Below are 23064 nucleotides of genomic sequence, written 5' to 3' on the forward strand. Positions count from 1 at the left end.
CCCGTCATCTTCCGTCCGGAGATTCACCGGCAGGTCAGGAACCGACCAACTGGCGGTCAACCACGACCGGTCTGCTGTGCGTACCCATCGACGACAGGAGACGGCGTTGCGACGTACCCTTTCCACCCTCGGCGTGGCCGGCGCGCTGCTCGCGGCCGCTGTGGTGGTGCCGGCCGTGGCCGCCCAGGCCGGCCCGGACCACCGCGCCGAGCGTGCCCCCGCGGCCCAGCGGCCGATCGTGATCGGCCACCGCGGCGCGAGCGGCTACCGCCCGGAGCACACCCTGGAGGCCTACCGGCTCGCCATCCGCCAGGGCGCCGACTTCATCGAGCCGGACCTGGTCTCGACCAAGGACGGCGTCCTGGTCGCGCGGCACGAGAACGAGATCTCCGGTACGACCGACGTGGCCGCCCGCCCCGAATTCGCCGGCCGCAAGGCGACGAAGACCATCGACGGGGTCACCGTCACCGGCTGGTTCACCGAGGACTTCACGCTGGCCGAGCTGAAGACGCTGCGGGCCAAGGAGCGGCTGCCCCAGGTGCGGGTCGCGAACACCGCGTTCGACGGCAGGTTCGAGATCCCGACGTTCCAGGAGGTCATCGACCTGGCGCGGGCCGAGTCGAAGGCCCGGGGCCGGACCATCGGCGTCTACCCGGAGACCAAGCACCCCACCTACTTCGCCTCGATCGGCCGCCCGCTGGAGGAGCCGCTGGTGGCGGTGCTGCGCCGCAACCGGCTCACCCACCGCGCCGACCCGGTGTTCGTCCAGAGCTTCGAGACCGCCAACCTGCGCAAGCTCGACAAGATGATCGACGTACGGCTGGTGCAGCTCATGGACGCGAGCGGCGCGCCCTACGACTTCGTCGCGGGCGGCGACAAGCGGACCTACGCGGACCTGGCCACGCCCGCGGGACTTGCCTGGATCTCCCGGTACGCCGACGGCGTGGGCCTGAACAAGAACCTGATCGTGCCCCGGGACTCCGCCGGCCGGCTGCTCGCGCCGACCTCGGTGATCCGCGACGCGCACCGGCAGAAGCTGGTGGTGCACGCGTGGACGTTCCGGGCCGAGAACCAGTTCCTGCCTGCGGACTTCCGCATCGGCACCGACCCGAACGCGCGTGGTGACATCACGTCCGAGTACGAGCTGTTCCTCGACCTGGGCCTGGACGGCGTGTTCAGCGACCACCCCGACACGGCGGTGGCCGCCCGAGCCGGCCGCTGACCCTGCTCCGCTGAAAAACGGGGTGCTCGCCGTTCCGGCGGGCACCCCGTCCGAGTGCCCGGGCCCGTCGCGCTCGGCCGCCCCCGAGATCTTGGTACGAAACGGCCCCTCCAAGGGCCATTCCGTACCAAGATCTCGCCCCGCTTCGTCGATCTTGGAGTTGTGGCACCTCACGGAGCGCCCTAATCCGGACATCCTAGGCACCACAACTCCAAGATCGGCGGTGGCGGGCGGTGGTCGGCGGTGGTGGGCGGGGCTTGTCGCGCGGGGCGGGCGCCACTTCGGGGAAGTGGCTGCTTCCGGGCGCGATGATGCCGCCACTTCGGCGTAGTGGAGTTGATCAGCTCGGGGGTTCGGCTACGTACGTGCCGCGGCCGGGCTGGCCGGTGATCAGCTCGCGATCGTGCAGCAACGACATCGCACGGTAGGCCGTGTTCATGTGGACGCCGTAGGTCTCGGCGAGTTCACGGGTCGAGGGCAGTCTGTCGCCGGGCTTCAGGTCGCCGCTCTTGATCTTCGCGGCGATGTCGTTGGCGATACGGCGGAACGGTGCTTCAGCTGTGGGCATGGTGGGGACTCCGGTTGGTTCGGCGAATCCGATCCTGCCCTACCTGCACAAGTAACTGCAACAAGTTGCCCAGCACGTCGAGAATGGAGGCTCGCGCATAACCAGATACTGGTGTAGGTTGAGTCGCGTCCGGCTCCGGTTGGTTCGGCAAACCTCGGGAGTCGGACCCGGATTGGGCTCCGGGGTCGTACCGCCGAACGGGCTGCGGTCTCGGGGTCGGCGGCCCGCCCGCGTCCCCTGTCTGCGGGCGGGCCGCCTCCACGGCTCGGTGAGGAGGATCGGCGTGCGCAACGTGCTCAACCTGTTTCAGCCGACCCGGCGACGTGGCAAGGGGCGGCAGCCGAACGAGGGCTGGTACCGCTCGGAGTCGTGCCGGCCGCTGAGCGTCGGGCAGATCCGCGAGCGGCGGTTCCGTACCGTGCGGCACGGGCTCGACCCGGCGGAGGTGCACGCCTTCCTCTACCGGGTGGCGGGTGACCTGGCGCTGGCCCGGCGCGACGCGTCCCGCTACGCCGAGGAGAACACGCGCATCAAGGCGGCGCTCAAGAGCTGGCAGTCCCGGTTCACGCCGGGTACGCAGCGGTGAGCCGGGAGCGGTTCGTCGTACACCTGCCGGTGCTCGCGGCCGACCTCGACGGCGCGCGGGGGTTCGCGCGGGCCATCTGCCGGGCGCTCGGGTTCCTGGCCGACGTGGAGCGCGCCGGGACCACCGTGTCACGGGAGGACGAGCAGTCCGTACGCCACTGGGTCTGGTGTGACCGCCCGCGCGACGGTGGGCGGCGGTGCGCTCGGGTGGCCGACCACGACGGGGAGTGCGGCGGGCGGTGACCGGCGCGCGATGGCGTGGGACGACATCGCCGGCGAGGTGCGCGTGGTGGGGGCGGCCATCCCGGGTCGGTGCGGTTACGTGGCGATGTCCGGCGTTGTAACGTGCGGCCATCCCGTCACAGGTACTTGTGTGCGCCGACCACATAGCCCGTGGGTGACGTCACTTCTAGCGTGAGCCGACAACTGACATTCCCCCTGTCCTCACCTGGAGTCGCAATGACGATCCGGCACACGCGACGGGTGTTCCTTACCGCCGCCACCTCGGTGGCGGTCGCTCTGGCCGCCACGGCCTGTGGCAGCCCGCAGGACACCGCATCCGGCGGCGGCGACGCCGCCCCGGTCAAGGTCGGTCTGGTCTACTCCCAGTCCGGGCCGCTCGCCAGCTACGGCAAGCAGTACATCGAGGGTTTCAAGGCGGGCCTCGACTTCGCCACCAAGGGCACCGGCAAGGTCGGTGACCGCACGATCGAGGTGACCGAGGCCGACGACGCGGGCGACCCGGCCAAGGCCGTGTCCGCCGCGAAGGACCTGATCGGCAAGGGTACGAAGATCATCGCGGGGTCCACCTCCTCCGGGGTGGCGCTCCAGGTCGCGCCGATCGCCGCGCAGAACAAGGTGCTGTTCATCTCCGGCCCGGCCGCCACCGACGCGGTGACCGGCGCGAACAAGTACACGTTCCGTTCCGGCCGGCAGTCGTGGCAGGACGTGGTGACCGCCCGGTCGTTCATCGGCGACGCGGGCGGCAAGAAGGTCGTCGTGTTCGCGCAGGACGGCGCGTTCGGCGACGCCAACGAGGCCGCCGTGAAGGCCGTCATCGGCGGTGCGGGCGCGAACGTGAGCAGCGTCCGGGCCCCGGCCAGCGCCACCGAGTTCACGCCGTTCGCCAGCCAGATCAAGGCCGCCAAGCCGGACCTGCTCTTCGTCGCCTGGGCGGGCACCACCGCCGGTGCCATGTGGCAGACGCTCGACCAGCAGGGCGTCCTCGCCTCGACCACTGTCGTCACCGGCCTGGACATCCGTGCCTCGTGGCCGACGTTCGGCGCGGCCGGGAGCAAGATCTCGTTCCTGTCGCACTACTTCGACGGCGCCAGCGACACCGAGGCCGCCAAGGCCGCGAAGGCGAAGGTGCCGGGCGGCACGCTCGACCTGTTCCACCCGGACGGGTTCGCCGCCGCGCAGATGGTCGTCCGGGCCGTGCAGGAGGGCGGCGACGACGTGGAGAAGATGATCAAGGCGCTTGAGGGCTGGGAGTTCGAGGGCGTCAAGGGCACCATGAAGATCCGCGCCGAGGACCACGCCCTGCTCCAGCCGATGTACCAGGCCAAGCTCTCCGGCAGCGGCACCGCCTTCACGGCGACCGCGCAGAAGTCGCTCACCGGTGACGAGAGCGCGCCGCCCGTCGCGCAGATGAAGGGCTGACCCGTGCTCGCCACCCGCGGTCTGACCTGGCGGATCGGTGAGGTCGCCATCGTCGACTCCGTCTACCTCGATCTGGCGCCGGGGGAGTTCCTCGGCGTGATCGGGCCCAACGGCGCCGGCAAGACCTCCCTGTTCAACCTGATCACCGGCCTGCGCCGGCCCACCGAGGGCACGGTCCTGCTGGACGGCGCGGACATCACCGCGCTTCCGCCGCACCGGCGTGCCCGGCTCGGACTGGGGCGTACCTTCCAGGCGTCCTCGGTCTTCGGCTCGCTGAGCGTGCGGGAGAACGTCCGGCTCGCCGTACAGGCACACCGGGGTGGCTCGATGAAGCTGTGGCGGCGGGCGGCGGCCGACCGGGAGGTGGCCGCCGCCGCCGACGCGGCGCTCGACCGGGTCGGCCTGCACCACAGGGGTACGGCGCTCGCCGGCACCCTGGCCCACGGCGAGAAGCGCAAGCTGGAGATCGCGCTGCTGCTCGCCGGTGAACCCCGCGTGATGCTGCTGGACGAGCCGATGGCCGGGGTGAGCGCCGAGGACGTGCCCGAGCTGGTCAGCGTGATCAAGTCGTTGACCGGCGACAGCGGCCGGGCGGTGCTCATGGTGGAACACCACATGGACGTGATCCTGGAACTGGCCGACCGGATCGCCGTGATGCACCACGGCGCGCTGCTGGCGTGCGACACCCCGGACACGGTGATGGCGAACGCCACCGTGCAGGAGGCGTACCTGGGGGAGGCGCTCTAAATGACCGAACCTGTCCTGTCCGTCGAGGATCTGTCCGTGCGGATCGCCGGGCTGCACATCCTCCAGGGCGTGTCGTTCGAGGTCGCGCCGACCGGCGTGACGGTGCTGCTCGGACGCAACGGCGTCGGCAAGACCACCACGTTGCGCGCGATCGTCGGGCTGACGCCGCGCGGCGGTGAGGTGCGCGGCAGCGTACGCATGGGGGCGCGCAGCCTGCTCGCGCGCCCCACCCACCGGCTGGTCCGCGACGGCCTCGGCTACGTGCCGGAGGACCGTTGCGTCTTCGCCGCGCTCACCGTCGCGGAGAACCTGCGGCTCGCCGAACGGCGGGGCGTCACGCCCGCGTACGACAAGGTCTTCTCGCTCTTCCCCGAGCTGGAGCGGCGCGGACGGCAACGGGCCGGCTCGCTGTCCGGCGGGCAGCAGCAGATGCTCGCGATCGGCCGGGTGCTGCTGAACGACAACCGGCTGCTGCTGGTCGACGAGCCGACGAAAGGGCTGGCGCCGAAGGTGGTGACCGAGGTGGCCGAGGTGCTGGAACGGGTGGCGGAATCGGTGCCGGTGCTGCTGGTCGAGCAGAACCTGGCGGTGGTACGGCGGCTGGCGACCGACGCGGTGGTGCTCTCCGCCGGGAAGGTCGCCTGGACCGGCGACGCCCAGGAACTGCTGCTGGAGACCGCGCTGACGAAGTCGTTGCTCGGTGTGGGTTCGGCGGAGGTGCACTCGTGAACACAGTGGTTCTGCTGACGCTGACCGGGCTGGGCCTGGCGGCGCTGTACTTCCTCGTGGCCTCCGGCCTGTCCCTCGTCTTCGGCCTCGCCGACGTGCTCAACTTCGCGCACGGGCTGTTCCTCGGCGTGGGCGCGTACGCGACATGGTGGGCGGCGGGCAACCTGCCCGGCGCCGGGCCGGACGGGTTCGGCTTCGTGCTGGCTGTCGTCTTCGGCGTGCTGGCCGGTTCGCTCGTCGCGGTGCTCGTGGAGCTGGTGCTGATCCGGCCGCTGTACTCCCGCACCATCGAGCAGGTGCTCGTCACCGTCGGCCTGTCGCTGGCCGGGGTGGCGCTGCTCCAGGCCACCTGGGGCGCGGATCCGCGGCCGTTCCCGCGTCCGGACTGGAGCCGGGGCGTCACCTCGGTGCTCGGCGCCCAGGTGCCGAACGCCGGGCTGCTGCTGATCGTCGCCGCCGCTGTGGTGCTCGGGGCACTGCTGGCGTTCCTGCGCTGGACCCGGTACGGCCTGATCATCCGGGCCGGCGTGGAGAACCGGGAGATGGTGACGGCGCTCGGCATCGACGTGCGCAAGGCGTTCACGCTCGTCTTCGCGATCGGCGGGGCCGCCGCCGCGCTGGCCGGCGCGCTCGGCGGCGTCTACTTCGGCACCGTCTCGCCGGGCCAGGGCGGCTCACTGCTGATCTTCGCCTTCATCGTGGTGGTGATCGGCGGGATGGGCTCGGTGGTCGGGTCCGCGTACGCGGCGGTCGCGGTGGGGCTGCTGCAACAGTTCGTCAACTACTACGGCACGTCCGGGCTGGGCGACCTGTGCGTGGTCGGTCTGCTCGCCGTGGTGCTGCTGCTGCGTCCGCAGGGCCTGGCCGGAAAGGTGGCTCACGCATGACCAACTCGGTGGTCGACGCGCCTCCGGCGCAGGTGCCCGACGAACTGACCCCCGGGCGTTCCCGCTGGCACGGACTGCGCCCGTACCTGCCGCTCGTGGCGCTGGTGGTGGCGGCGGTCCTGCCGTACTCCACACTGCACCTGCCGGGGATCTTCGAGGGGCCGCTGAACTCGCCCGGCACGCTGCAACTGCTCGCCATCTGCCTGGTGTTCGGCGGGCTCGCGGCCGGGTACGACCTGCTGTTCGGGCGTACCGGCATGCTCTCCTTCGGCCACGCCCTCTACTTCGCCGCCGGCGTGTACGGCACCGACATCCTGGTCACCAAGGCCGGGCTGCCGCTGTGGCAGGCCGCCGTGCTCACGGTGATCGGCGGGACGACGCTCGCCGCGCTGCTCGGCGCGGTGGCCCTGCGCACGGTGGGCATCGCGTTCGCCATGGTGACGCTGGCGTTCGCGCAGGTCGGGGCGATCCTGGTGGCCCGCGACTTCGGCGGTCTCACCGGCGGCGAAGAGGGTTTGCCGCTGGACGTCTCCGGGCTGCCGTCGGCGCTGGTGGGCGTCACCAACACGGTGAACCTGTACTGGCTGGCGCTGGCGTACCTGGCCATCGTGGTCCTCGTGGTGCACCGGGTCAGCGCCTCGCCGACCGGGCGGGTGCTCGCCGGGCTGCGCGACGACGAGCGGCGGATCGGGGTGCTGGGGCTCGACCCGTACCGGTTCAAGCTCGTCGCGTTCACGCTGGCCGGCGGTCTCGCGTCGGCCGGCGGTGTGGTCTACGTGCTGATCGTCGGCGGCGCCAGCCCGCACATCACCTCGTCGGAGCTGACGCTGTCGCTGCTGGTCATGGTGGTGCTCGGCGGCCCCGGTACGCGGTGGGGGCCGGTGCTGGGCGGCGTCCTCTACATGTACCTCGACCACCGGCTCACCGCGTTCGGCAGCAGCGACGCGGTGAACAGCCTGCCCGCGTTCCTCAGCCACCCGCTGAGCCAGCCCCTGTTCGTCCTGGGCACCGTGTTCATCCTGGCCGTCTACTTCTCCCCCGGCGGCCTGGCCAGCCTGCGCTCCCGCGTAACCCCCCTCCTGACCGCCCTCCGCCGCTCCCGCTGACCCCCGCCCCGCCCCGGTCGATCATGAAGTTGACGGCACGACACGCCGTGTCCGGCCCGCGCCAACTTCATGATCGACCGGGGCGACGTGCTCGGCCGCTGACACGCGGAAGGGGCGGCGGCCCCCCGTGTGGCCACCGCCCCTCGCACGTCCGTCGTGGTCAGCCGTTGAGCATCTCGTACGCCGACGCCGGCGCCTTCTGCACCTGCGCGCCGGTCGGTGCGCTGAGCTTCGGCGCCTTGCCGAAGTCGTAGTACTTGGCGACCAGCTTCATTGCCTTCTTCTTGCCCGCGGCGGGCACGTCCAGGGTCAGCGACGTGAGGTTCCCGTCCGGCCCGACCACAGCCGTGAACGGCACCTTCTTCGCCGCATCACCGAGCGCGTCCACGTCCACGGTGCTGAAGTTCTCGCGGATGTCGGCGTTCGCGGTCAGGTCGGCGAACCCGCCGTACGTGCCGTTGCCCCGGTCCTCGACCGTCTCCGCGGTCCGGATCACCGCGGCCGTGTTGGCCGGGTCGGCGTTCTGGTAGACCGGCACGTCGGAGGCGTCGTCGAGCTTGGTGCGGTCCAGGAGCATCCAGCGCTTCGGCAGCTTCATGATGTCGTGCAGACCGGGGATGCCGGTGAGCTTGACCCGGACCCAGATGTCCTCCTCGATCACCCGGAAGGTCATCGCCATGGTGAACTCCGGGTCCTTGATCTTCTCCGACATGGACAACTCGAGGCCCTGCGCCGCCGGGTCGACCACCCCGTCGAACTTCTCCGCGCCCTCGATGGTGGAGAACCGGAAGGCCGGGTCCTTCTCGTCCGGCACGGCGGCCAGCAGCGCGGCCTTCGGGTCGGCCGACGGGCTGGGCGCCGCTCCGGTGCCCTCGGAGGCGTCGCCGGTTCCGCACCCCGCGGACAGGACGGTGGTGGCCAGCACGGCCGTCGCGAGAGCCGCGATCCGCCGGAGGCTCGCGGCGGAACCGATTCGCTGCGTCATGGTGTTCGACTCGCTTTCCCAGGTGATTGTTGCCGGGGAAGTATCGCCAGCCGTCACGGCGTTCCCGCTGCCGTTATGCTGCCGTCCGACTGCCGTCGGCCACGGTGGGCGGGGGCAGTCGGTACGGGGGCGGAAACTCGCATGTCAGAGGCGCTGCGCTTCGAACTCCTCGGCCCGCAGCGGGCCTGGTACGCCGGCCGACCACTCGATCTCGGCCCGGCCAAGCAGCGGGCCGTGCTGGCCGTGCTGCTGCTCGCCGCGGGCCGTCCCGTGCCGACCGGGCAGATCGTCGAGGCGGTCTGGCCGGACGAGGCGCCGGTGAACGGCCTCAACGTGGTGCAGAAGCACGTGGCCGGTCTGCGCCGGATGCTGGAACCCGACCGGTCGCCGCGTACGCCGGCCCGGGTGCTCACCCTCACCGACGCGGGCTACCTGCTGCGCGTGCCGCCCGAGGCGGTGGACGTGGCGCGCTTCGAGCGCGGCGTGCGGCGTGCGCGGGCGGCACAGACGGCCGGGCGTACGGCGGAGGCGCTGACCGAGGTGAGCGCCGCGCTGGAGCTGTGGCAGGGGGAGCCGTTCACCGGGTTCGGCGGCGCGTACTTCGAGACGGCCCGGCACCGCCTCGTGGAGATGCGGGCGGTCGCGCTGGAGACGCGTACCGAACTGGAGCTGGCCGACGGCCGGCACGGCGAGCTGGTCGGCCGGCTGGTCGAGCTGGTCGCCGAGTTCCCGGTCCGGGAACGGCTGCGTCACCAGCTCATGCTGGCGCTGCACCGCAGCGGACGGCAGGCCGAGGCGCTGGCCGCCTACCGTGACTACGCCGGGCTGCTCCGCGACGAGTACGGCATCGAGCCGGGCGGGGCGCTCCAGGATCTGCACCGGCGGATTCTGCGCGCCGACCCGGATCTCCTCGCGCAGGCGCCGCGTCGTCCGGCCGGACCCGGCGACAGGTGGGCGGTCGGCGGCCCGGAGCCGTCTCCGGCCCCCGCCGAGGAACCGGCCCGGCCGCTGCCCATGAGCCCGGCCGAGAGCCCGCTTCCGCTCACGGCGCCGCCCCAGCCCGCCGCTCCGGCCCAACCCACAGCTCCGCCCCAGCCCACGGTCTCGGCTCAACTCACCGTTCCGGTGCAGTTCACCGTCTCGGCGCAGCCGGGCAGCCCGTTCCCGCCGCCACCGGCCGGCCCGGGTGAGTCGCCGACGGGCCTGCCGGCCTGGGTCGCGCCACCGGTCGCGCCGCTGTTCGGTGCCGTGCCGCCGTCCCGGCGTCCGGCCGGAGTGCCCGGGTGGTTGAGCGTCGTCGCGACTGTGGGCGGCGCGTTCATCGCCCTGCTCTCGTTCGGCATGCTCACCTGGCTGGTAGTGCTGCTCTACGGGATCTGGCGGCGGGGCTGGGGCAGCATCCTCGCCGCGGTCTGCTACCTGACCGTCGCCGTGACATTCGTGGTGGTCGTCGGCGGCAGCGAGACGGAGGAGGTCAGCGGACCCGAGGGCGCCATGATCCTGATCTGGCTGACCACCTGGATCTCGGGCGTCCCGCACGTGGTGCTGCTCAACGGCCGGCTGCTCGCCTGGCTGCGCGGGCTCTGGCGTGGCCGGCCGTACGCCGACCGCAACCGGCTGCGCCGGGAGTACGCCCGCTACCTGCTCTACCAGTACCCGTCGGCGCGGGAGGACCTGCGCATCGGCCGCCCCGACCTGCCCCGGGCGTACGACGACGGCGGACTGGTGGACGTCAACTCGGTGCCGGACCACGTGATCAGCGGGCTGCCGGGACTGACCCGGTCGCAGGCGCAGCATGTGGTGGTCGACCGGCGGATGCGCGGCCCGTACACGTCGATGGAGGAGCTGGCCTCGCGGTGCCTGCTGCCGGCGGCGGCGACGGACTCGTTGCGCGAGCTGCTGATCTTCCTGCCGCCCGCACCGACACCCGTACCGCCGCCCACGTCGCCGCCCGGTCCGCCGGTGACGTCGGTGGCCCCTGGTAGAAATGCCGGATGAGCCAGGATCGGATGGCCGTCCGGGAGCGTGCCGAGGCGGTGCTGCGGCGGCTGGCGGGTGACCACGCCCGGCTGCGCGAGGACCAGTGGCGGGCCATCGAGGCGCTCGTGGTCGACCGGCGGCGGGTGCTCTGCGTGCAGCGCACCGGCTGGGGCAAGTCGGCCGTCTACTTCGTGGCGACCGCGCTGCTGCGTGAGGGGAATCAGCACGGGCCGACCGTGATCGTCTCGCCGCTGCTGGCGCTGATGCGCAACCAGGTCGAGTCCGCCGCCCGCGCCGGCATCCGGGCGCGCACCATCAACTCGGCGAACCTGGACGAGTGGGACGAGATCACCGCCGAGATCCACGCCGGCGCCGTCGACGTACTGCTGATCAGCCCGGAACGCCTGAACAACCCGGACTTCCGCGACGGCGTGCTGCCGAAGCTCGCAGCCACCACCGGGCTGCTCGTGGTGGACGAGGCGCACTGCGTCTCCGACTGGGGGCACGACTTCCGGCCCGACTACCGGCGGCTGCGCACGTTCCTGGCCAACCTGCCCGAGCGCACGCCGGTGCTCGCCACCACCGCCACCGCCAACGCCCGGGTCACCCAGGACGTGGCCGAGCAGCTCGGTGACGCCCTGGTGCTGCGGGGCACCCTGGACCGCGAGTCGCTGCGCCTCGGCGTACTCGATCTGCCGAGCCCGGCCCACCGCCTGGCCTGGCTGGCCGACCACCTGGACCGGCTCCCCGGCTCGGGGATCGTCTACACGCTCACCGTCGCGGCGGCCACCGAGACGGCCGACTTCCTGCGCGGCCGGGGCTGGTCGGTCGCCTCCTACACCGGGCAGGCCGAGGACGCCGACCGGCGGGCCGCCGAGCAGGACCTGCTGGACAACAAGATCAAGGCGCTGGTCGCCACCAGCGCGCTCGGCATGGGCTTCGACAAGCCCGACCTGGGCTTCGTCGTGCACCTGGGCGCGCCGCCCTCGCCGATCGCCTACTACCAGCAGGTCGGCCGCGCCGGCCGGGCCGTCGAGCACGCCGAGGTGCTGCTGCTGCCCGGCGTGGAGGACGCGGCGATCTGGCGGTACTTCGCCTCGCTCGCCTTCCCGCCCGAGGAGCAGGTGCGCGCCGTGCTCGCCGCGCTGGACACCGAACGGCCGATCTCCACCCAGGCCCTCGAACCGGTGGTCGACCTGCGCCGGGCCCGGCTGGAGCTGATGCTCAAGGTGCTCGACGTGGACGGCGCGGTCCGCCGGGTGCGCGGTGGCTGGCTCGCCACCGGTGAGCCCTGGTTCTACGACGAGGCCCGGTTGCGGCGCGTCGCCGACGCGCGCGCCGCCGAGCAGCGGGCCATGCGGGAGTACGCCTCGACGTCCGGCTGCCGGATGCGCTACCTGCGGGAAGGGCTGGACGACACGGGGGCGCAGGACTGCGGGCGGTGCGACAACTGCGCCGGCCCGTTGTTCGACGCCGCTGTCTCCGACCAGGCGCTGACCGCCGCGCAGACGTTCCTCGGGCGGCCCGGCGTGCCGATCCCGCCGAAGAAGCTCTGGCCGACCGGGTTGGAGTCGGTCGGCGTACCCCTGAAGGGCCGCATCCCCCCGGCGGAGCAGGCGCTGCCCGGCCGGGCCGTGGGCCGCCTGTCCGACCTGGGGTGGGGTGGGCGGCTGCGCGGGCTGGTCGGGCCGGAGGCGCCGGACGGCCCGGTGCCCGACGACGTGGTGGCCGCTGTGGTCGAGGTGCTGAAGGCGTGGGCGCACGGCGACGACCCGTGGCCCCGGCGGCCGGCGGGTGTGGTCGCGGTCGGCTCCCGGACGCGACCGCTGCTGGTCGGCTCGCTGGCCGAGCGGATCGCCGCCGTGGGCCGGCTGCCGCTGCTCGGCCAGGTCGTCCCGGCCGGGCCTGGCGGCGGCGGGCCGCGCGGCAACAGCGCCCAGCGGGTACGCGCGCTGCACGACGCCTTCCGCCTGCCGGACGAGCTGGCCGGTGCGCTGGCGGGGCTGGACGGCCCGGTGCTGCTGGTGGACGACCTGGTCGACTCGGGCTGGACGATGGGCACGGTGGCGCGGCTGCTGCGCCGGGCCGGTGCGCCGGACGTGCTGCCGCTGGCGCTCGCGGTGGCCGGCTGACCCGTCCCTCGGCCTGCCTGACGGGAGTCCCGGCGTGGCGTGCCGCCGGTCGGCGCGGCAGTTCCCGGCCTGCGGGAAAAGTTCCCGGGCCGGGCGGAATGCGAGCGTCACCACCGTCGGCGGACCGTCGTCGGGCCCGCACCCGGGCGGCGGTACCGTGGGGTCATGACCGAGCAGCGACCCGTCGTCCAGACGTACACCGTGACCGGGATGACCTGCGGACACTGCGTCAAGGCGGTGACCGAGGAGCTGTCCGCGCTGCCCGGCGTCGACGAGGTCCGGATCGATCTGACGAGCGGCACCGCCACTGTCACCAGCGCGGCGCCGCTGCCCGTCGAGTCCGTGCGTGCCGCTGTGGACGAGGCGGGTTACGAGCTGGTCGGCGGCGGTGCCTGAGTCGTCGTCCGTCACGTCCGGCACCGGCGTCGTCCCCGACGACTCCGAGGCCGGTTCCGGCGCTCCCGCGGCGCAGCCCGGGGGTGCGGCTCTGGCCGGGGACGCGGCGCTGGCCGGGGACGGCGCGAGTGGTTCGGCCGGGGCGGCCGGGCCCGTCGCTGTTGACCGGGAGACGTTGCGGCTGGCCCTGGTGGTGGGCGGCCTGGTGCTCGCCGTCCTGCTCGGCTTCGGCCTCGGGCGGATGAACGCGCCGGCCGACCCGGCCCGGCCCACGACTGCCGGCGGGGCCGCCACCACGGGCGGCACAGACGGCGGCGCGCACGCCCACTCACCCGGGACCGGCGCGCACACGCACGACGGCGCAACAGTCACCCAGGGCGGCGGCGACGGCGCGACCGGACTGTCGATCACCTCGGCCGGCTACACGCTGGTGCCGTCGACCGAGCTGGTCGCGGGCCGCGCCGGTGAGCTGCGCTTCCAGATCCGCGACGACCAGCGCCGGGCGGTCACCCGGTTCGCCGTCGTGCACGACAAACCGATGCACGTGATCATGGTCCGGCGTGACCTCGGCGGTTACCGGCACCTGCACCCGACGATGGCCGCCGACGGCACCTGGTCGGTGCCGATCACGGCGCCGGAGGCGGGCCCCTGGCGGATGTACGCGGACTTCACCGCGGTGGCCGACGACGGCCGCCAGGTCGCCGTGGTGCTCGGCGCCGACCTGACCGCGTCCGGCGCGTACCGGCCCCGGCCGCTGCCCGCCGCCGCGACGTCGGCCACCGTCGACGGGTTCACCGTCGGGTACGGGGGCACGCCGGAGGTGGGGAAGTCGGTGCCGCTGCGGTTCCGGGTCACCGGCGCGGACGGCACGGCGGCGGCGCTGGAGCCGTACCTCGGGGCGTACGGGCACCTGGTGGCGCTGCGCGAGGGCGACCTCGGTTACCTGCACGTGCACCCGGAGCCGGTGCGCGACGGCGACGACGTGACGTTCTGGCTGACCGCGCCGGGGCCGGGTAGCTACCGGATGTTCCTGGACTTCCAGGTCGGCGGCGTGGTGCGGACCGCCGAGTTCACGCTGACCGTGGCCTGAGCCCTCGTCGCCCGCCCGGCGCTCAGCCGGCCCGGCGGACCGGGCGGCGGGCCAGGTAGCGGAGCAGATCGCGGATGTGGTGCTTCTCCTCGGCGGGCACGTTCGGGTCGGCGAGCCGATCCAGGATGACGCGCACGTCGGCCTCCACCGGGCCGTCCTCGGCTCCCCGGCGGCGGGGCAACGGCCCGGCGTCGGGCAGGCCCAGCGCGCGGAACGCCGCAGCCACGGGCAGGTCGAGGGCGGCGCAGAAGCCGCGGACCTTCGCGAGTTCGGGGTAGTCCTGCCAGTCGCCGGCCAGCCAGCGGAACACAGTGGAGCGGCCGACGCCGGTGTGGGTGGCGAGGTCGGTCACCGTCCAGCCGCGCTCCTCGCGCGCGGCGTCGATGGCCCGTCGTACGAAGCGCGCGAAGGCCATCTGTGGCGAAACGTCTGCGGAACCCATCCCTGGTGGATCTGTCCCCTTCCTCCGGTGGCCCGGCTCGCGCACCGAGCCTAGTACGCCGGGCCGGAGAAGTAACTGACTGATCGCTCCGGAGGTCTCATTGGCGGGACCGCCCGACTACGGAAAGTTGCCGCCGGTCAACTAAGCTGAGGCAATCCTGGATGTCGATGGAGGAACAGCATGGCCGAGCCGGACCGCCCCGTACCGCATCGCCCCGGCGCGGTGAGCCTCTTCTTCGTGGCCAAGGCCGCCGTGTTCGCGCTCGGCTTCTGGATCTGGCTGCTGGTGCTGGCGGTACGCGGAGGCGAGGCGACCGGCGTACACCTGATCGCCGCGACCGGCGCGATCTGCACCACACTGGCCGCTGTGGTGCTCGGCGCGCGGATGGCGTTGCAGCGCAACGCGGCCGTCCGGCACGCCGAGGTGAAGCGGCTGCTCGTGGACATCTCGTGGAACGCCTTCGCCGCCGCCGGCAACGCCGAGCATGCCGGGAAGGTGGTGCCGTTCCGGAGCGCGTCACACGACGGCGAGCGAGGTCCGACCCGTGGTGAGCGGGTGTCGGTGCTGGACCGGGGCGACCGCAACCGGGGCGACCGGGGGCGGTAGGACCGCCGCGCTCGGCGCGCCTCGGCTCAGCGCGCCTCGGCCAGCAGCGTCTCCAGCCGGGGCGTGACACCCCACTGGCCGACCAGCTCGCGATACTCGGCGCGCTGCCCGTCTGTCGGCGCGCCTGCCGTCCGCCGTGCCCGGATCAGCAGGTTGCGCGGCGTGTGCTGGGAGTCGACGAACTCCACCACTTCGGCGCGGTACCCGTGCAGCCGCAGCAGCGCGGCCCGCAGCGAGTCGGTGAGCACGTCGGCGAACCGTTCCCGCAGGATGCCCTGCCGGGTCAGCAGCTCGTACGGCGCGGGCGCCTGACCGCTCCGGAGCTGGGCGGCCAGGTCGTGGTGGCAGCAGGGCGCGGCCAGCACCCAGCGGGCGCCCCAGCGCACCGCCCGGGCCAGCGCCTCGTCGGTCGCGGTGTCGCAGGCGTGCAGCGCCAGCACCAGGTCGGGCGCCGGTTCGACGGGCGCCTCGGCGATGGTGCCGGCCACGAAGCCCACGCGGTCGGCCCAGCCCAGCCGCTCGGCCAGCTCGGTGTTGCGGCGGCGCTGGTCCTCTCGCACGTCCACCCCGACGAGCGTCACGTCCAGGCCGCGCTGGACGAGGTAGCGGTAGGCGGCGAAGGTCAGGTACGCGTTGCCGCAGCCCAGGTCCACGACCCGCAGCGGGCCGGTGAGGTCGTCGGGCAGCGTGGCCGCGAGCGCGCGCAGGAACGCGTCGACCTGGCGGCGTTTGGCCGCCGAGCCGCCGATCTCCCGGAACAGGGGATCACCGGGGTCGAGCAGCCACTCCTTCGCCCGGTCGTGCCCGCCCGGCTCGGCGGCCGGACGGCTGGCCGCCGCGCGGTGCACCTGCGCCTCGCCGGACTTGGTGACCCGGAGTTGGAGCGTGGCGTCGGCGGTCTCGACGTGCCAGTTGCCGAACGGCTCGGCGAGCAGTTCGTCGACAGCCGCGCCGGCCTCCGTACCCGGTGCCACGTTGCGGGTGTGCGGACGTGATCCGTCGGAGACGGCGATCTGCAACCGCGGACCGGCCTTCAGCGTGACCGGGCGCAGCTCCGCGCGTACCACCGAGGGACGCTGCCCACGACGGCGCCCGGCGGCGACCGCGCGGGTCAGCCCCGGCGCGAGCAGCAGCGCCCGCACCTCGGCCAGCGCCGAGTCCAACGCTTCCGGCATCAGTACCTACCTTCCTGCTTCCCGCCCTCGCCCTCGCCCCGGCGATCATGAAGTTGGCGGCCGTGAGCACGGCGTGTCGCGCCGTCAACTTCATGATCGTCGCAGCCGGCGAGTGAGCGAGAGGGCGGGGATGGGGACGGCCTCCGGGACCGGGGTCCGGGAGGCCGCATCCGTTGGTGTTCGTCAGTCGGCGTTGGTGGCCTCGGCGGGCGCGCCGGTGCTGCCGCTGCGGCGACGGCGACGCGGCTTGCTCGCCGCCTCACCCTCCGCGGCCTGCTGCGGTGCGGCGGCGGTCTCGGCCGCGCCCTCGGTGCCGATCACCGCGGTCGGCTCACCGGCCACCGTCTCGCCGGCCCGGCGGCGACGCCGACGACGCGGCGTACGCGGGGTCTCGTCGTCTCCGGCGTCGGCCTGCGCGGCGGGCGAACCGGCGGACGAACCGCCCTCGCCGCCCCGGCCACGACCGCGGTCGCGGTCGCCGCGCTCGCGGCCCCGGCTGTCGCCGCGCCGTGCGCCCCGACGCGACCGGCCGCCACCGCCCAGGTCTTCCTCGACCTCGGCGGACAGGCCGGCGCGGGTGCGCTCGGCGGTCGGCAGCGTGCCGCTGACGTCCGTCGGGATGGCCAGGTCCGTGTAGAGGTGCGCGGAGGTGTGGTACGTCTCCGGCGGCTCGGGCATGTCCAGCCCGAGCGTCTTGTCGATGATCCGCCAGCGGGGCATGTCGTCCCAGTCGACGAACGTCACAGCGACACCCGTGGCCCCGGCCCGGCCGGTACGGCCGATGCGGTGGGTGTAGGTGTCCTGGTCCTCCGGGCAGTCGTAGTTGATCACGTGCGTGACGCCCGTGACGTCGATGCCCCGGGCCGCCACGTCGGTGGCGACCAGCGTGTCGATCTTGCCGGCCCGGAACGCCCGCAGCGCCCGCTCACGCGCGCCCTGGCCGAGGTCACCGTGCACGGCGGCGACGGCGAAGCCGCGGAAGTCGAGATCCTCGGCGACCCGGTCGGCGGCCCGCTTGGTGCGGGTGAAGATCATGGTCAGCCCGCGGCCCTCGGCCTGGAGGATGCGCGCCACGATCTCGACCTTGTTCAGCGAGTGCGTGCGGTACGCGAGCTGCGTGGTCTGCGGCGACGGACCGGTCTCGGCCGTGTGCCCGGCGTGGATGGTCACCGGACGGCGCAGGAAGCGCCGGGACAGCGCGACGATCGGGTCCGGCATGGTGGCCGAGAACAGCATGGTCTGCCGGTCCTCCGGCAGCATCGCCAGGATCTTCTCGACGTCGTCCAGGAAGCCCAGGTCGAGCATGCGGTCCGCCTCGTCGAGGACGAGCGCGCGGACCCGGTCGAGCCGCAGGTGCTTCTGCTTCTGCAGGTCCAGCAGGCGGCCGGGGGTGCCGACCAGGATCTCGACGCCCTTGCGGAGCGCCTCGATCTGCGGCTCGTACGCCACGCCGCCGTAGATCGGCAGCACCCGGACGCCCCGGGTACGGCCGGCGGCGTCGAGGTCCTTGGCGACCTGGATGCCCAGCTCACGGGTGGGTACGACGACGAGCGCCTGCGGGACGCCGTCGCTGCCCTCGGACGGGGCGAACACGCGCTCCAGCAGCGGGATGCCGAAGCCGAGCGTCTTGCCGGTGCCGGTCGGCGCCTGCCCGATCAGGTCGACGCCGCGCAGCGCGATCGGCAGCGCGTACTCCTGGATGGCGAAGGCGCGGGTGATGCCGGCGGCGGCCAGCGCCTCGACGGTTTCCTGCCGCGCACCGAGCGCGGCGAACGTGGGTGCCTCCGGGGGGACCGGAGCGGTGGGGGCCAGTGGCTGGCCGGAAATCTGCTCGCTCATATGGATTTGGGGGTGCCCTCTCGTGGTGCGCCCCTCAGGTCCTCAGGGCGCGATCGGTGTGGCGCGGGCCACGCGGTCAGGGGCGATTTCGCCGAGCCGGACCGGGCCGCACGCGCGTCGGGGACCGGCGTTGATCAGCAAGTGACCGATTCGGTGCCCACGGCAACTGTCTCATCGTACCTGAACGGTCCCTGAGTCGTCCCGATTCCCAGGTGGTGGCCGTGCACGCGGGGCGGTTCGCTGTGACTTGAGTCACAGGCGCAACGTCGGTAGCCTGCGCTCGTGTCCGCCCCCGACCCCGCCGCGACCGACCCTGCCGCCGCCGATCCCGCCGCCACCGACCTGCTCGGGCTCGTCGCCTACGGCGAACTGCTCGCGTTCGACCGCCTCGCCGCCGACGCGCGCCTCGCGCCCGACCTGCGCCGCCGGGCCGCGCTCAGCGAGATGGCCGCCGCCGAGATCGCGCACTACAGGTGGCTCACCGACCGGCTCGCCGCGTGGGGCGTCACGCCGGAGGAGGCGATGGCGCCCTACGTCGAGGCGCTGCGGGCGTACCACGACTCGACCGAGCCGCGGGACTGGGCGGAGGCGGTGACGAAGGCGTACGTGGGCGACGCGATCACCGACGACTTCCTGCGCGGGATCGCCGACGGCCTGGACGGGCCGAACCGGACGCTGCTGCTCGACGTGCTGCACGACTCCCGGTACGCCGAGTTCGCCGCGGCCGAGATCCGGGCCGCGATCGAGGCCGATCCCCGGGCGGCCGGGCGGCTGTCGATGTGGGCGCGGCGGCTGCTCGGTGAGGCGCTCTCCCAGGCGGGCCGGGTGGCCGCCGCCGACCGGGGCGCGCTCGTCGCGTTGATCGGGCGGACCGGCGGGGACGTGCCGGGGCTGCTGCGCCGGCTGACCGAGGCGCACTCCGCGCGGATGACGTCGGTCGGGTTGAACAACTGAGCCGCCGTGGCGGGGAGGCCCGCCACGGCGGCCGGTGCCGCGGGAATCAGCGAACGGTGAATCCGACCGCGCGGGGCGACGCCTCGGCGATCTCGACGTAGGCGACCTTGCCGACCGGCACGATCACGCGCCGGCCCTTCTCGTCGGTCAGGGAGAGGGTGCCCTCGCTCTTGGCGAAGGCGTCGGTCACGATCTGCTCGATCTCGGCCGGCGACTGCGCGCTCTCCAGGACCAGCTCCCGCGGCGCGTACTGCACGCCGATCTTGACCTCCACTGTGCCTCCTCAACTGGGGCGAAAAAGCCACCGTGGGAAGGCTATCCGATCCGGCGGCCCGATGTTCAGGCTGACTCACCTTGCAGCGGGAAGCTGGCGATGCCGCGCCAGGACAGGGCCGCGACCAGCGCCTCGGCCTCCGCCTTGGGCACCTGACGGCCGCCGGCGAGCCAGAACTGGGCGGCCGTCTCGGCGGCGCCGACCAGGCCCGAGGCGAGCAGTTCGGCGTGCGAGCGGCTGACCCCGGTGTCCGAGATGATCGTGTCGGTGATGGCCGCGATGCAGCCCTGCTCGACCCGCTCCACCCGCTGCCGCACCGCCGGGTCGTTGCGCAGGTCCGACTCGAAGACCAGCCGGAACGCCTCGCTCTCGTGGTCGACGAAGTCGAAGTACGCGCGCACCGCGGCGCCGACGCGCTCCTTGTTGTCGTTGGTGCCGCTCATCGCGTCCTGCACGTTGGCCACTATCGCGTCACAGTGCGTGTCCAGCAGCGCGAGGTACAGCTCCATCTTCCCGGGGAAGTGTTGGTAGAGCACCGGCTTGGAGACACCGGCCCGCTCGGCGATGTCGTCCATCGCGGCGGCGTGGTAGCCCTGCGCGACGAACACCTCCTGGGCGGCGGCGAGCAGCTGCTTACGGCGCGCCGAGCGGGGCAGGCGGGTGGGCCGACCGGCGGTCTGTGCACCGTTCCCCACTGCGGTCATCGGATCCTCCGAGTATCTGCGTACGAGCCGGCACGTATCACCCGAACCGGTCCGGGTTCGTGAACCCGTCGCGGAATTGGCCCGCCGCTGTAACTTATCGCCACTGTCACCACACGGTAGCCTCAGCGGGGGCGACCAAGGAGCGCGCGGTGAGTGAAACAGGGCAACCCGGAGCCGCCACCCCGGGAGAGCACGGCGACGGGACGGGCCAGCAGGACGACCCGGCCCGTACCGGCGGCGGTTGGGCGCCCCCGCCGAACGGCTGGTCCCGCGGCGCTCCGGCGCCCGGCGGCTGGCCCTACGGCGACCTCGGCGGCTGGGCCGCCTCCTCGCCCCGGCACGGCGACCTGCCGGCCCCGCTGCCCGGCCACTCCGCGCCGGAACCGGGCCGCGTCAACGGCCGCCACGTCAACGGCGTGCACCACGCCGGGGAGGAGTCGCCAGTGACCCGCCAGGCGCCGGTCAGTGCCCCGCCCGCGGACGAGCTGCCCCGGCCTGCCGACGGCGAACGGCTGGCCGTACCGGCCCCGCGCCCGGCGCCGACGATCGAGCAGCCGACCGACCCGGGGGAGCCCGCCGGTTCCCGGCACGCCGCGGACGACCCGGCCGCCCGGGCTCCGCGCTGGGCCGAGAGCGGGCCGACCTCCGCGCCCCCGGCGCTCCAGGTCCCGCCGGTCGGCGCCGCCGCCTCCGGGTTCGAGGTGCCGCCGGGCTTTCACGCGCCGAACACCGAATCCACCCCGTCGCTGTCCCACGGCTGGGCCGACCGGCCGGTCACCCCGCCGCCGGCAGTGAGCCGGCCGGAGCACGCACCGGGCGAGGTCCACCCGCCCGAGGGCCGGGCGGCCGGCGCCGAGCCGCGGGCCGCGGCCGAGACTCCGGCGGCCGACGACCCGAGGGCCGCCGAACCGGACTGGTCCGGGCCGTCCTGGAACCGCCCGAGCTGGGGTGACGGCTGGGCCCCGCCGTGGGCCCGGCCCGACGAGCCAGCGGCCCGCCGCGCCGAGGAGCCCGCCGCCGAGCGGCGGGAGTGGGAGGACGACAGCGCCGCCCACCGCAGCGCCCGCGAGGACCGCGCGGCCGAGTGGGCGCCCGAGCCGGTGCGGCCGTACGAGCCGGCCCGGGTCGAGCCGCCCGCCGCCTACGAGCCACCCCGGCCCGAGCCGGTACGGCCGTACGAGCCGTTGCGCGCCGAGCCGGCCCCGGGACCGGATGCGGCGCGGCAGTACCCGCCGCCCGCCGAGTCCGAGGTGTCCCGGCCGTACGAGCCGGGTGCCGGGCCGGAGCCGGCGCGCCGGTACGAGCCGCCGGCCGCGCCCGAGCCGGCGCCCGAGGCGACCCGGCCGTTCCGGCTGCCCCGGGGCGACGCCGAACCACCGCACGGCTACGAGCGGCCCTCCTGGGCCGGGCCGCCGGTGCCGGTCGCGCCGCTGATCACGCCCCCGGGCCCCCCGCCGACGAGTGCCCCGCCCGCGCCCGGCGCGCCGCCGGTAGCCGGCGCCCCGCCCGCCCCGGCCGGTGGATACGCCCCGGCGCCGCCCGCCGAGGCGGCTGCCGCCGTCCCGCCGACCTCAGGCGTTCCCGCCACGAGCGGCACGCCACGGTTCGACCCCGCACCCGCGCCCCACCCGACGAGCGCCCCTCCCTACGCGGCCCGCCGGTCCGCACCGGAACCGGTGCCGGCCGCCGACGCGGTCGCCGAGCCCCGACCGGAGGAACCGTCCCCCGTGCTGCCGCAGCGCGTCCCCTCGGAACCGGACGTGCCCGTCGTGCCGGAGCCACCGGCAGTGGAACCGTCCGCCGAGACCCCCGAACTCGCCCGCATCGCCACCCACCTGCGCCGCGACGACGAACCCGCGCCACTGCGGGAGCGGCCGGAGGGCTTCGACGTCAACGCGATCCTCGACGCGGTCCGGGAGGTGGCGGGCGTACGCGACGCCGCGCTGCGCCGTACCCCGGCCGGCGCGCACAGCCTCCGGCTCGACCTGGCCGACGGCGCGGACCCGGCCGAGGTCAGCCGCATGGTGGCCCGGCTGCTCCAGGAGCGGATGGGTCTGGCCGCCGCCCCGCAGAACCTGCCCGGCGCGCCCGCCGTACCGCCCCCGGCCCCGCTGCGCCGCCGGTCGGCCCGGCTGGACCGCTCCGGTGAGACGCGCGCGGGCGAGACACGAGCACCCGGGACGCAGCCGGCACCGGTCGAGGCCCGTGCCCCGCAGGCGGAGCCGGGCGAGGCCCGTAACGGTGAGGAGACGGGCGGCGACGAGATGCCGGCGCGTACCGGTGTGGTCCGTCCGGCCGCGAACCGTTCCGGCGATGCGCGGTTCGGTGCGGACCGCGCCACGCGCCCGGCCGAGGCGCCCGGCGACGGCGACGAGCCGCCGCGCCGCCGCCGGCAGGCCACCCACCGGGGCCGGGCCGCTGTCGACGAGACGTCGCTGGCCTCCGCGCCGACCGGCATGTCCACCGGCAGCCCGGTCACGCTCGGTACGTCGTACTCCGGTGGACAGATGACCACGACGGAGACCGCGCCGTCGCGACCGCTGGACACCGGCGGCGTGCCGGGGCCGCGGGTGGTGATCGAGCACGTCCTGGTGAGCACGTTCGGCCTGGACGCCACCACCGAGGTGCGCCTGGTCGCCGGCGACCGGACGGCCGAGGGGCACGCGACCGGCCCGGCTGTCGACGGGTACGTGCTGCGGCTCTGCGCGGTGGCCGCGGCCGCCGCGGTGGACGAGCTGCTCGGCCGGGTCGTCCCGGCCGGCGAGCGGGGCCGGTGCTTCGTGGAGCACGCCGCCGTGGTGCCGTTCGGCAACTGCGAGGTCGCCACAGTGGTGGTGCTGCTGGTCTGCGACGGCTGGGTGGAGCAGCTGGCCGGTTCGGCGCTGGTGGCCGGGGATCCCCGGCAGGCGGTCGTGCGGGCCACGCTCGCGGCGGTGAACCGGCGGCTGGAGGCGCTGCTCTCCTGAGCCGGTGTGCGGTAC

22 protein-coding genes are annotated in these 23064 nt (G+C 73.9%); 15 read left to right on the forward strand and 7 right to left on the reverse strand.

Annotated features, from left to right (window positions below; all coding sequences use genetic code 11):
• Positions 1–106: 106 nt before the first annotated feature.
• On the forward strand, positions 107–1222 hold the full coding sequence (locus IF06_RS0104710) for a glycerophosphodiester phosphodiesterase (protein WP_013475182.1): 1116 nt from the start codon (positions 107–109) through the stop codon (positions 1220–1222).
• Between the two features lie 340 nt (positions 1223–1562).
• Here the strand turns inward: IF06_RS0104710 and IF06_RS0104715 are convergent, their stop codons facing one another.
• A complete protein-coding gene (locus tag IF06_RS0104715) occupies positions 1563–1790 on the reverse strand; it encodes a GntR family transcriptional regulator (protein WP_030269238.1) in 228 nt (75 codons plus the stop codon).
• Between the two features lie 283 nt (positions 1791–2073).
• Between IF06_RS0104715 and IF06_RS0104720 the strand changes: the two genes are divergently transcribed.
• The 7 genes from IF06_RS0104720 to IF06_RS0104750 all read left to right on the forward strand — a co-directional run bounded on the left by IF06_RS0104720 (position 2074) and on the right by IF06_RS0104750 (position 7506).
• Entirely contained in the window at positions 2074–2376 is a 303-nt protein-coding gene (locus tag IF06_RS0104720; RefSeq protein ID WP_030269240.1) for a DivIVA domain-containing protein, read from the forward strand.
• Complete coding sequence (locus IF06_RS0104725) at positions 2373–2618, forward strand: hypothetical protein (protein ID WP_030269242.1); 246 nt, start codon at positions 2373–2375, stop codon at positions 2616–2618. Before IF06_RS0104720 ends, IF06_RS0104725 begins: the two co-directional genes overlap by 4 nt.
• Before the next feature lie 216 nt (positions 2619–2834).
• On the forward strand, positions 2835–4037 hold the full coding sequence (locus tag IF06_RS0104730) for a substrate-binding domain-containing protein (RefSeq protein ID WP_013288707.1): 1203 nt from the start codon (positions 2835–2837) through the stop codon (positions 4035–4037).
• A 3-nt stretch (positions 4038–4040) separates the two neighbouring features.
• Positions 4041–4784 (forward strand): ABC transporter ATP-binding protein, encoded by a 744-nt coding sequence (locus IF06_RS0104735; protein ID WP_013288706.1) that lies wholly within the window; start codon positions 4041–4043, stop codon positions 4782–4784.
• Positions 4785–5513 carry an ABC transporter ATP-binding protein gene (locus IF06_RS0104740; protein ID WP_030269244.1) on the forward strand — a complete coding sequence of 243 codons (729 nt, stop codon included), beginning with the start codon at positions 4785–4787 and terminating at the stop codon, positions 5511–5513.
• A complete protein-coding gene (locus IF06_RS0104745; RefSeq protein WP_013288704.1) occupies positions 5510–6400 on the forward strand; it encodes a branched-chain amino acid ABC transporter permease in 891 nt (296 codons plus the stop codon). The genes IF06_RS0104740 and IF06_RS0104745 overlap by 4 nt, the downstream gene beginning before the upstream one ends.
• On the forward strand, positions 6397–7506 hold the full coding sequence (locus IF06_RS0104750; RefSeq protein WP_030269247.1) for a branched-chain amino acid ABC transporter permease: 1110 nt from the start codon (positions 6397–6399) through the stop codon (positions 7504–7506). Before IF06_RS0104745 ends, IF06_RS0104750 begins: the two co-directional genes overlap by 4 nt.
• A 160-nt stretch (positions 7507–7666) precedes the next feature.
• Here IF06_RS0104750 and IF06_RS0104755 read toward each other — a convergent pair whose 3' ends face one another.
• A complete protein-coding gene (locus IF06_RS0104755) occupies positions 7667–8491 on the reverse strand; it encodes a hypothetical protein (RefSeq protein ID WP_013288702.1) in 825 nt (274 codons plus the stop codon).
• Between the two features lie 141 nt (positions 8492–8632).
• Here IF06_RS0104755 and IF06_RS0104760 point away from each other — a divergent pair, with 141 nt between their 5' ends.
• The 4 genes from IF06_RS0104760 to IF06_RS0104775 all read left to right on the forward strand — a co-directional run bounded on the left by IF06_RS0104760 (position 8633) and on the right by IF06_RS0104775 (position 14089).
• Positions 8633–10489: a BTAD domain-containing putative transcriptional regulator gene (locus IF06_RS0104760; protein ID WP_013288701.1), complete on the forward strand. Its 1857-nt coding sequence runs from the start codon at positions 8633–8635 to the stop codon at positions 10487–10489.
• Positions 10486–12603, forward strand: a complete 2118-nt coding sequence (locus IF06_RS0104765; protein WP_030269254.1) for a RecQ family ATP-dependent DNA helicase — start codon at positions 10486–10488, stop codon at positions 12601–12603. Before IF06_RS0104760 ends, IF06_RS0104765 begins: the two co-directional genes overlap by 4 nt.
• 165 nt (positions 12604–12768) lie before the next feature.
• Complete coding sequence (locus IF06_RS0104770) at positions 12769–12999, forward strand: heavy-metal-associated domain-containing protein (RefSeq protein ID WP_013288699.1); 231 nt, start codon at positions 12769–12771, stop codon at positions 12997–12999.
• Complete coding sequence (locus IF06_RS0104775; protein WP_030269256.1) at positions 12992–14089, forward strand: hypothetical protein; 1098 nt, start codon at positions 12992–12994, stop codon at positions 14087–14089. The genes IF06_RS0104770 and IF06_RS0104775 overlap by 8 nt, the downstream gene beginning before the upstream one ends.
• A 22-nt stretch (positions 14090–14111) precedes the next feature.
• Here the strand turns inward: IF06_RS0104775 and IF06_RS0104780 are convergent, their stop codons facing one another.
• On the reverse strand, positions 14112–14531 hold the full coding sequence (locus IF06_RS0104780) for a helix-turn-helix domain-containing protein (RefSeq protein WP_013288697.1): 420 nt from the start codon (positions 14529–14531) through the stop codon (positions 14112–14114).
• Positions 14532–14711: 180 nt separating this feature from the next.
• Between IF06_RS0104780 and IF06_RS0104785 the strand changes: the two genes are divergently transcribed.
• On the forward strand, positions 14712–15137 hold the full coding sequence (locus IF06_RS0104785; protein WP_013288696.1) for a hypothetical protein: 426 nt from the start codon (positions 14712–14714) through the stop codon (positions 15135–15137).
• A 26-nt stretch (positions 15138–15163) separates the two neighbouring features.
• Here the strand turns inward: IF06_RS0104785 and IF06_RS0104790 are convergent, their stop codons facing one another.
• Both IF06_RS0104790 and IF06_RS0104795 read right to left on the reverse strand, forming a co-directional pair.
• Positions 15164–16312 (reverse strand): class I SAM-dependent methyltransferase, encoded by a 1149-nt coding sequence (locus tag IF06_RS0104790; RefSeq protein WP_030269257.1) that lies wholly within the window; start codon positions 16310–16312, stop codon positions 15164–15166.
• Positions 16313–16495: 183 nt separating this feature from the next.
• Complete coding sequence (locus IF06_RS0104795) at positions 16496–18151, reverse strand: DEAD/DEAH box helicase (protein WP_030269259.1); 1656 nt, start codon at positions 18149–18151, stop codon at positions 16496–16498.
• A gap of 282 nt (positions 18152–18433) precedes the next feature.
• On the opposite strand from IF06_RS0104795, the gene IF06_RS0104800 reads away from it, so the two are divergent.
• The gene (locus IF06_RS0104800) at positions 18434–19105 is read left to right on the forward strand and encodes a ferritin-like fold-containing protein (protein WP_030269261.1); all 672 of its coding nucleotides are present in this window, start codon (positions 18434–18436) and stop codon (positions 19103–19105) included.
• A gap of 46 nt (positions 19106–19151) precedes the next feature.
• Here the strand turns inward: IF06_RS0104800 and IF06_RS0104805 are convergent, their stop codons facing one another.
• Positions 19152–19379: a DUF3107 domain-containing protein gene (locus IF06_RS0104805; protein WP_013288692.1), complete on the reverse strand. Its 228-nt coding sequence runs from the start codon at positions 19377–19379 to the stop codon at positions 19152–19154.
• A 65-nt stretch (positions 19380–19444) separates the two neighbouring features.
• Positions 19445–20083 (reverse strand): TetR/AcrR family transcriptional regulator, encoded by a 639-nt coding sequence (locus tag IF06_RS0104810; protein ID WP_013288691.1) that lies wholly within the window; start codon positions 20081–20083, stop codon positions 19445–19447.
• A 149-nt stretch (positions 20084–20232) separates the two neighbouring features.
• On the opposite strand from IF06_RS0104810, the gene IF06_RS0104815 reads away from it, so the two are divergent.
• Positions 20233–23049 (forward strand): hypothetical protein, encoded by a 2817-nt coding sequence (locus tag IF06_RS0104815; RefSeq protein WP_030269263.1) that lies wholly within the window; start codon positions 20233–20235, stop codon positions 23047–23049.
• Positions 23050–23064 lie beyond the last annotated feature (15 nt).

The organism is Micromonospora globosa (assembly GCF_000717585.1).
In the GTDB taxonomy this organism is placed as follows: domain Bacteria; phylum Actinomycetota; class Actinomycetes; order Mycobacteriales; family Micromonosporaceae; genus Micromonospora; species Micromonospora aurantiaca.

Coding starts and splice junctions, on each gene's coding strand:
- IF06_RS0104760 (WP_013288701.1), top strand. CDS start 8,633: ATGTCAGAGGCGCTGCGCTTCGAACTCCTCGGCCCGCAGCGGGCCTGG.
- IF06_RS0104740 (WP_030269244.1), top strand. CDS start 4,785: ATGACCGAACCTGTCCTGTCCGTCGAGGATCTGTCCGTGCGGATCGCC.
- IF06_RS0104750 (WP_030269247.1), top strand. CDS start 6,397: ATGACCAACTCGGTGGTCGACGCGCCTCCGGCGCAGGTGCCCGACGAA.
- IF06_RS0104730 (WP_013288707.1), top strand. CDS start 2,835: ATGACGATCCGGCACACGCGACGGGTGTTCCTTACCGCCGCCACCTCG.
- IF06_RS0104795 (WP_030269259.1), bottom strand. CDS start 18,151: ATGAGCGAGCAGATTTCCGGCCAGCCACTGGCCCCCACCGCTCCGGTC.
- IF06_RS0104810 (WP_013288691.1), bottom strand. CDS start 20,083: ATGACCGCAGTGGGGAACGGTGCACAGACCGCCGGTCGGCCCACCCGC.
- IF06_RS0104770 (WP_013288699.1), top strand. CDS start 12,769: ATGACCGAGCAGCGACCCGTCGTCCAGACGTACACCGTGACCGGGATG.
- IF06_RS0104780 (WP_013288697.1), bottom strand. CDS start 14,531: ATGGGTTCCGCAGACGTTTCGCCACAGATGGCCTTCGCGCGCTTCGTA.
- IF06_RS0104715 (WP_030269238.1), bottom strand. CDS start 1,790: ATGCCCACAGCTGAAGCACCGTTCCGCCGTATCGCCAACGACATCGCC.
- IF06_RS0104785 (WP_013288696.1), top strand. CDS start 14,712: ATGGCCGAGCCGGACCGCCCCGTACCGCATCGCCCCGGCGCGGTGAGC.
- IF06_RS0104755 (WP_013288702.1), bottom strand. CDS start 8,491: ATGACGCAGCGAATCGGTTCCGCCGCGAGCCTCCGGCGGATCGCGGCT.
- IF06_RS0104790 (WP_030269257.1), bottom strand. CDS start 16,312: ATGCCGGAAGCGTTGGACTCGGCGCTGGCCGAGGTGCGGGCGCTGCTG.
- IF06_RS0104765 (WP_030269254.1), top strand. CDS start 10,486: ATGAGCCAGGATCGGATGGCCGTCCGGGAGCGTGCCGAGGCGGTGCTG.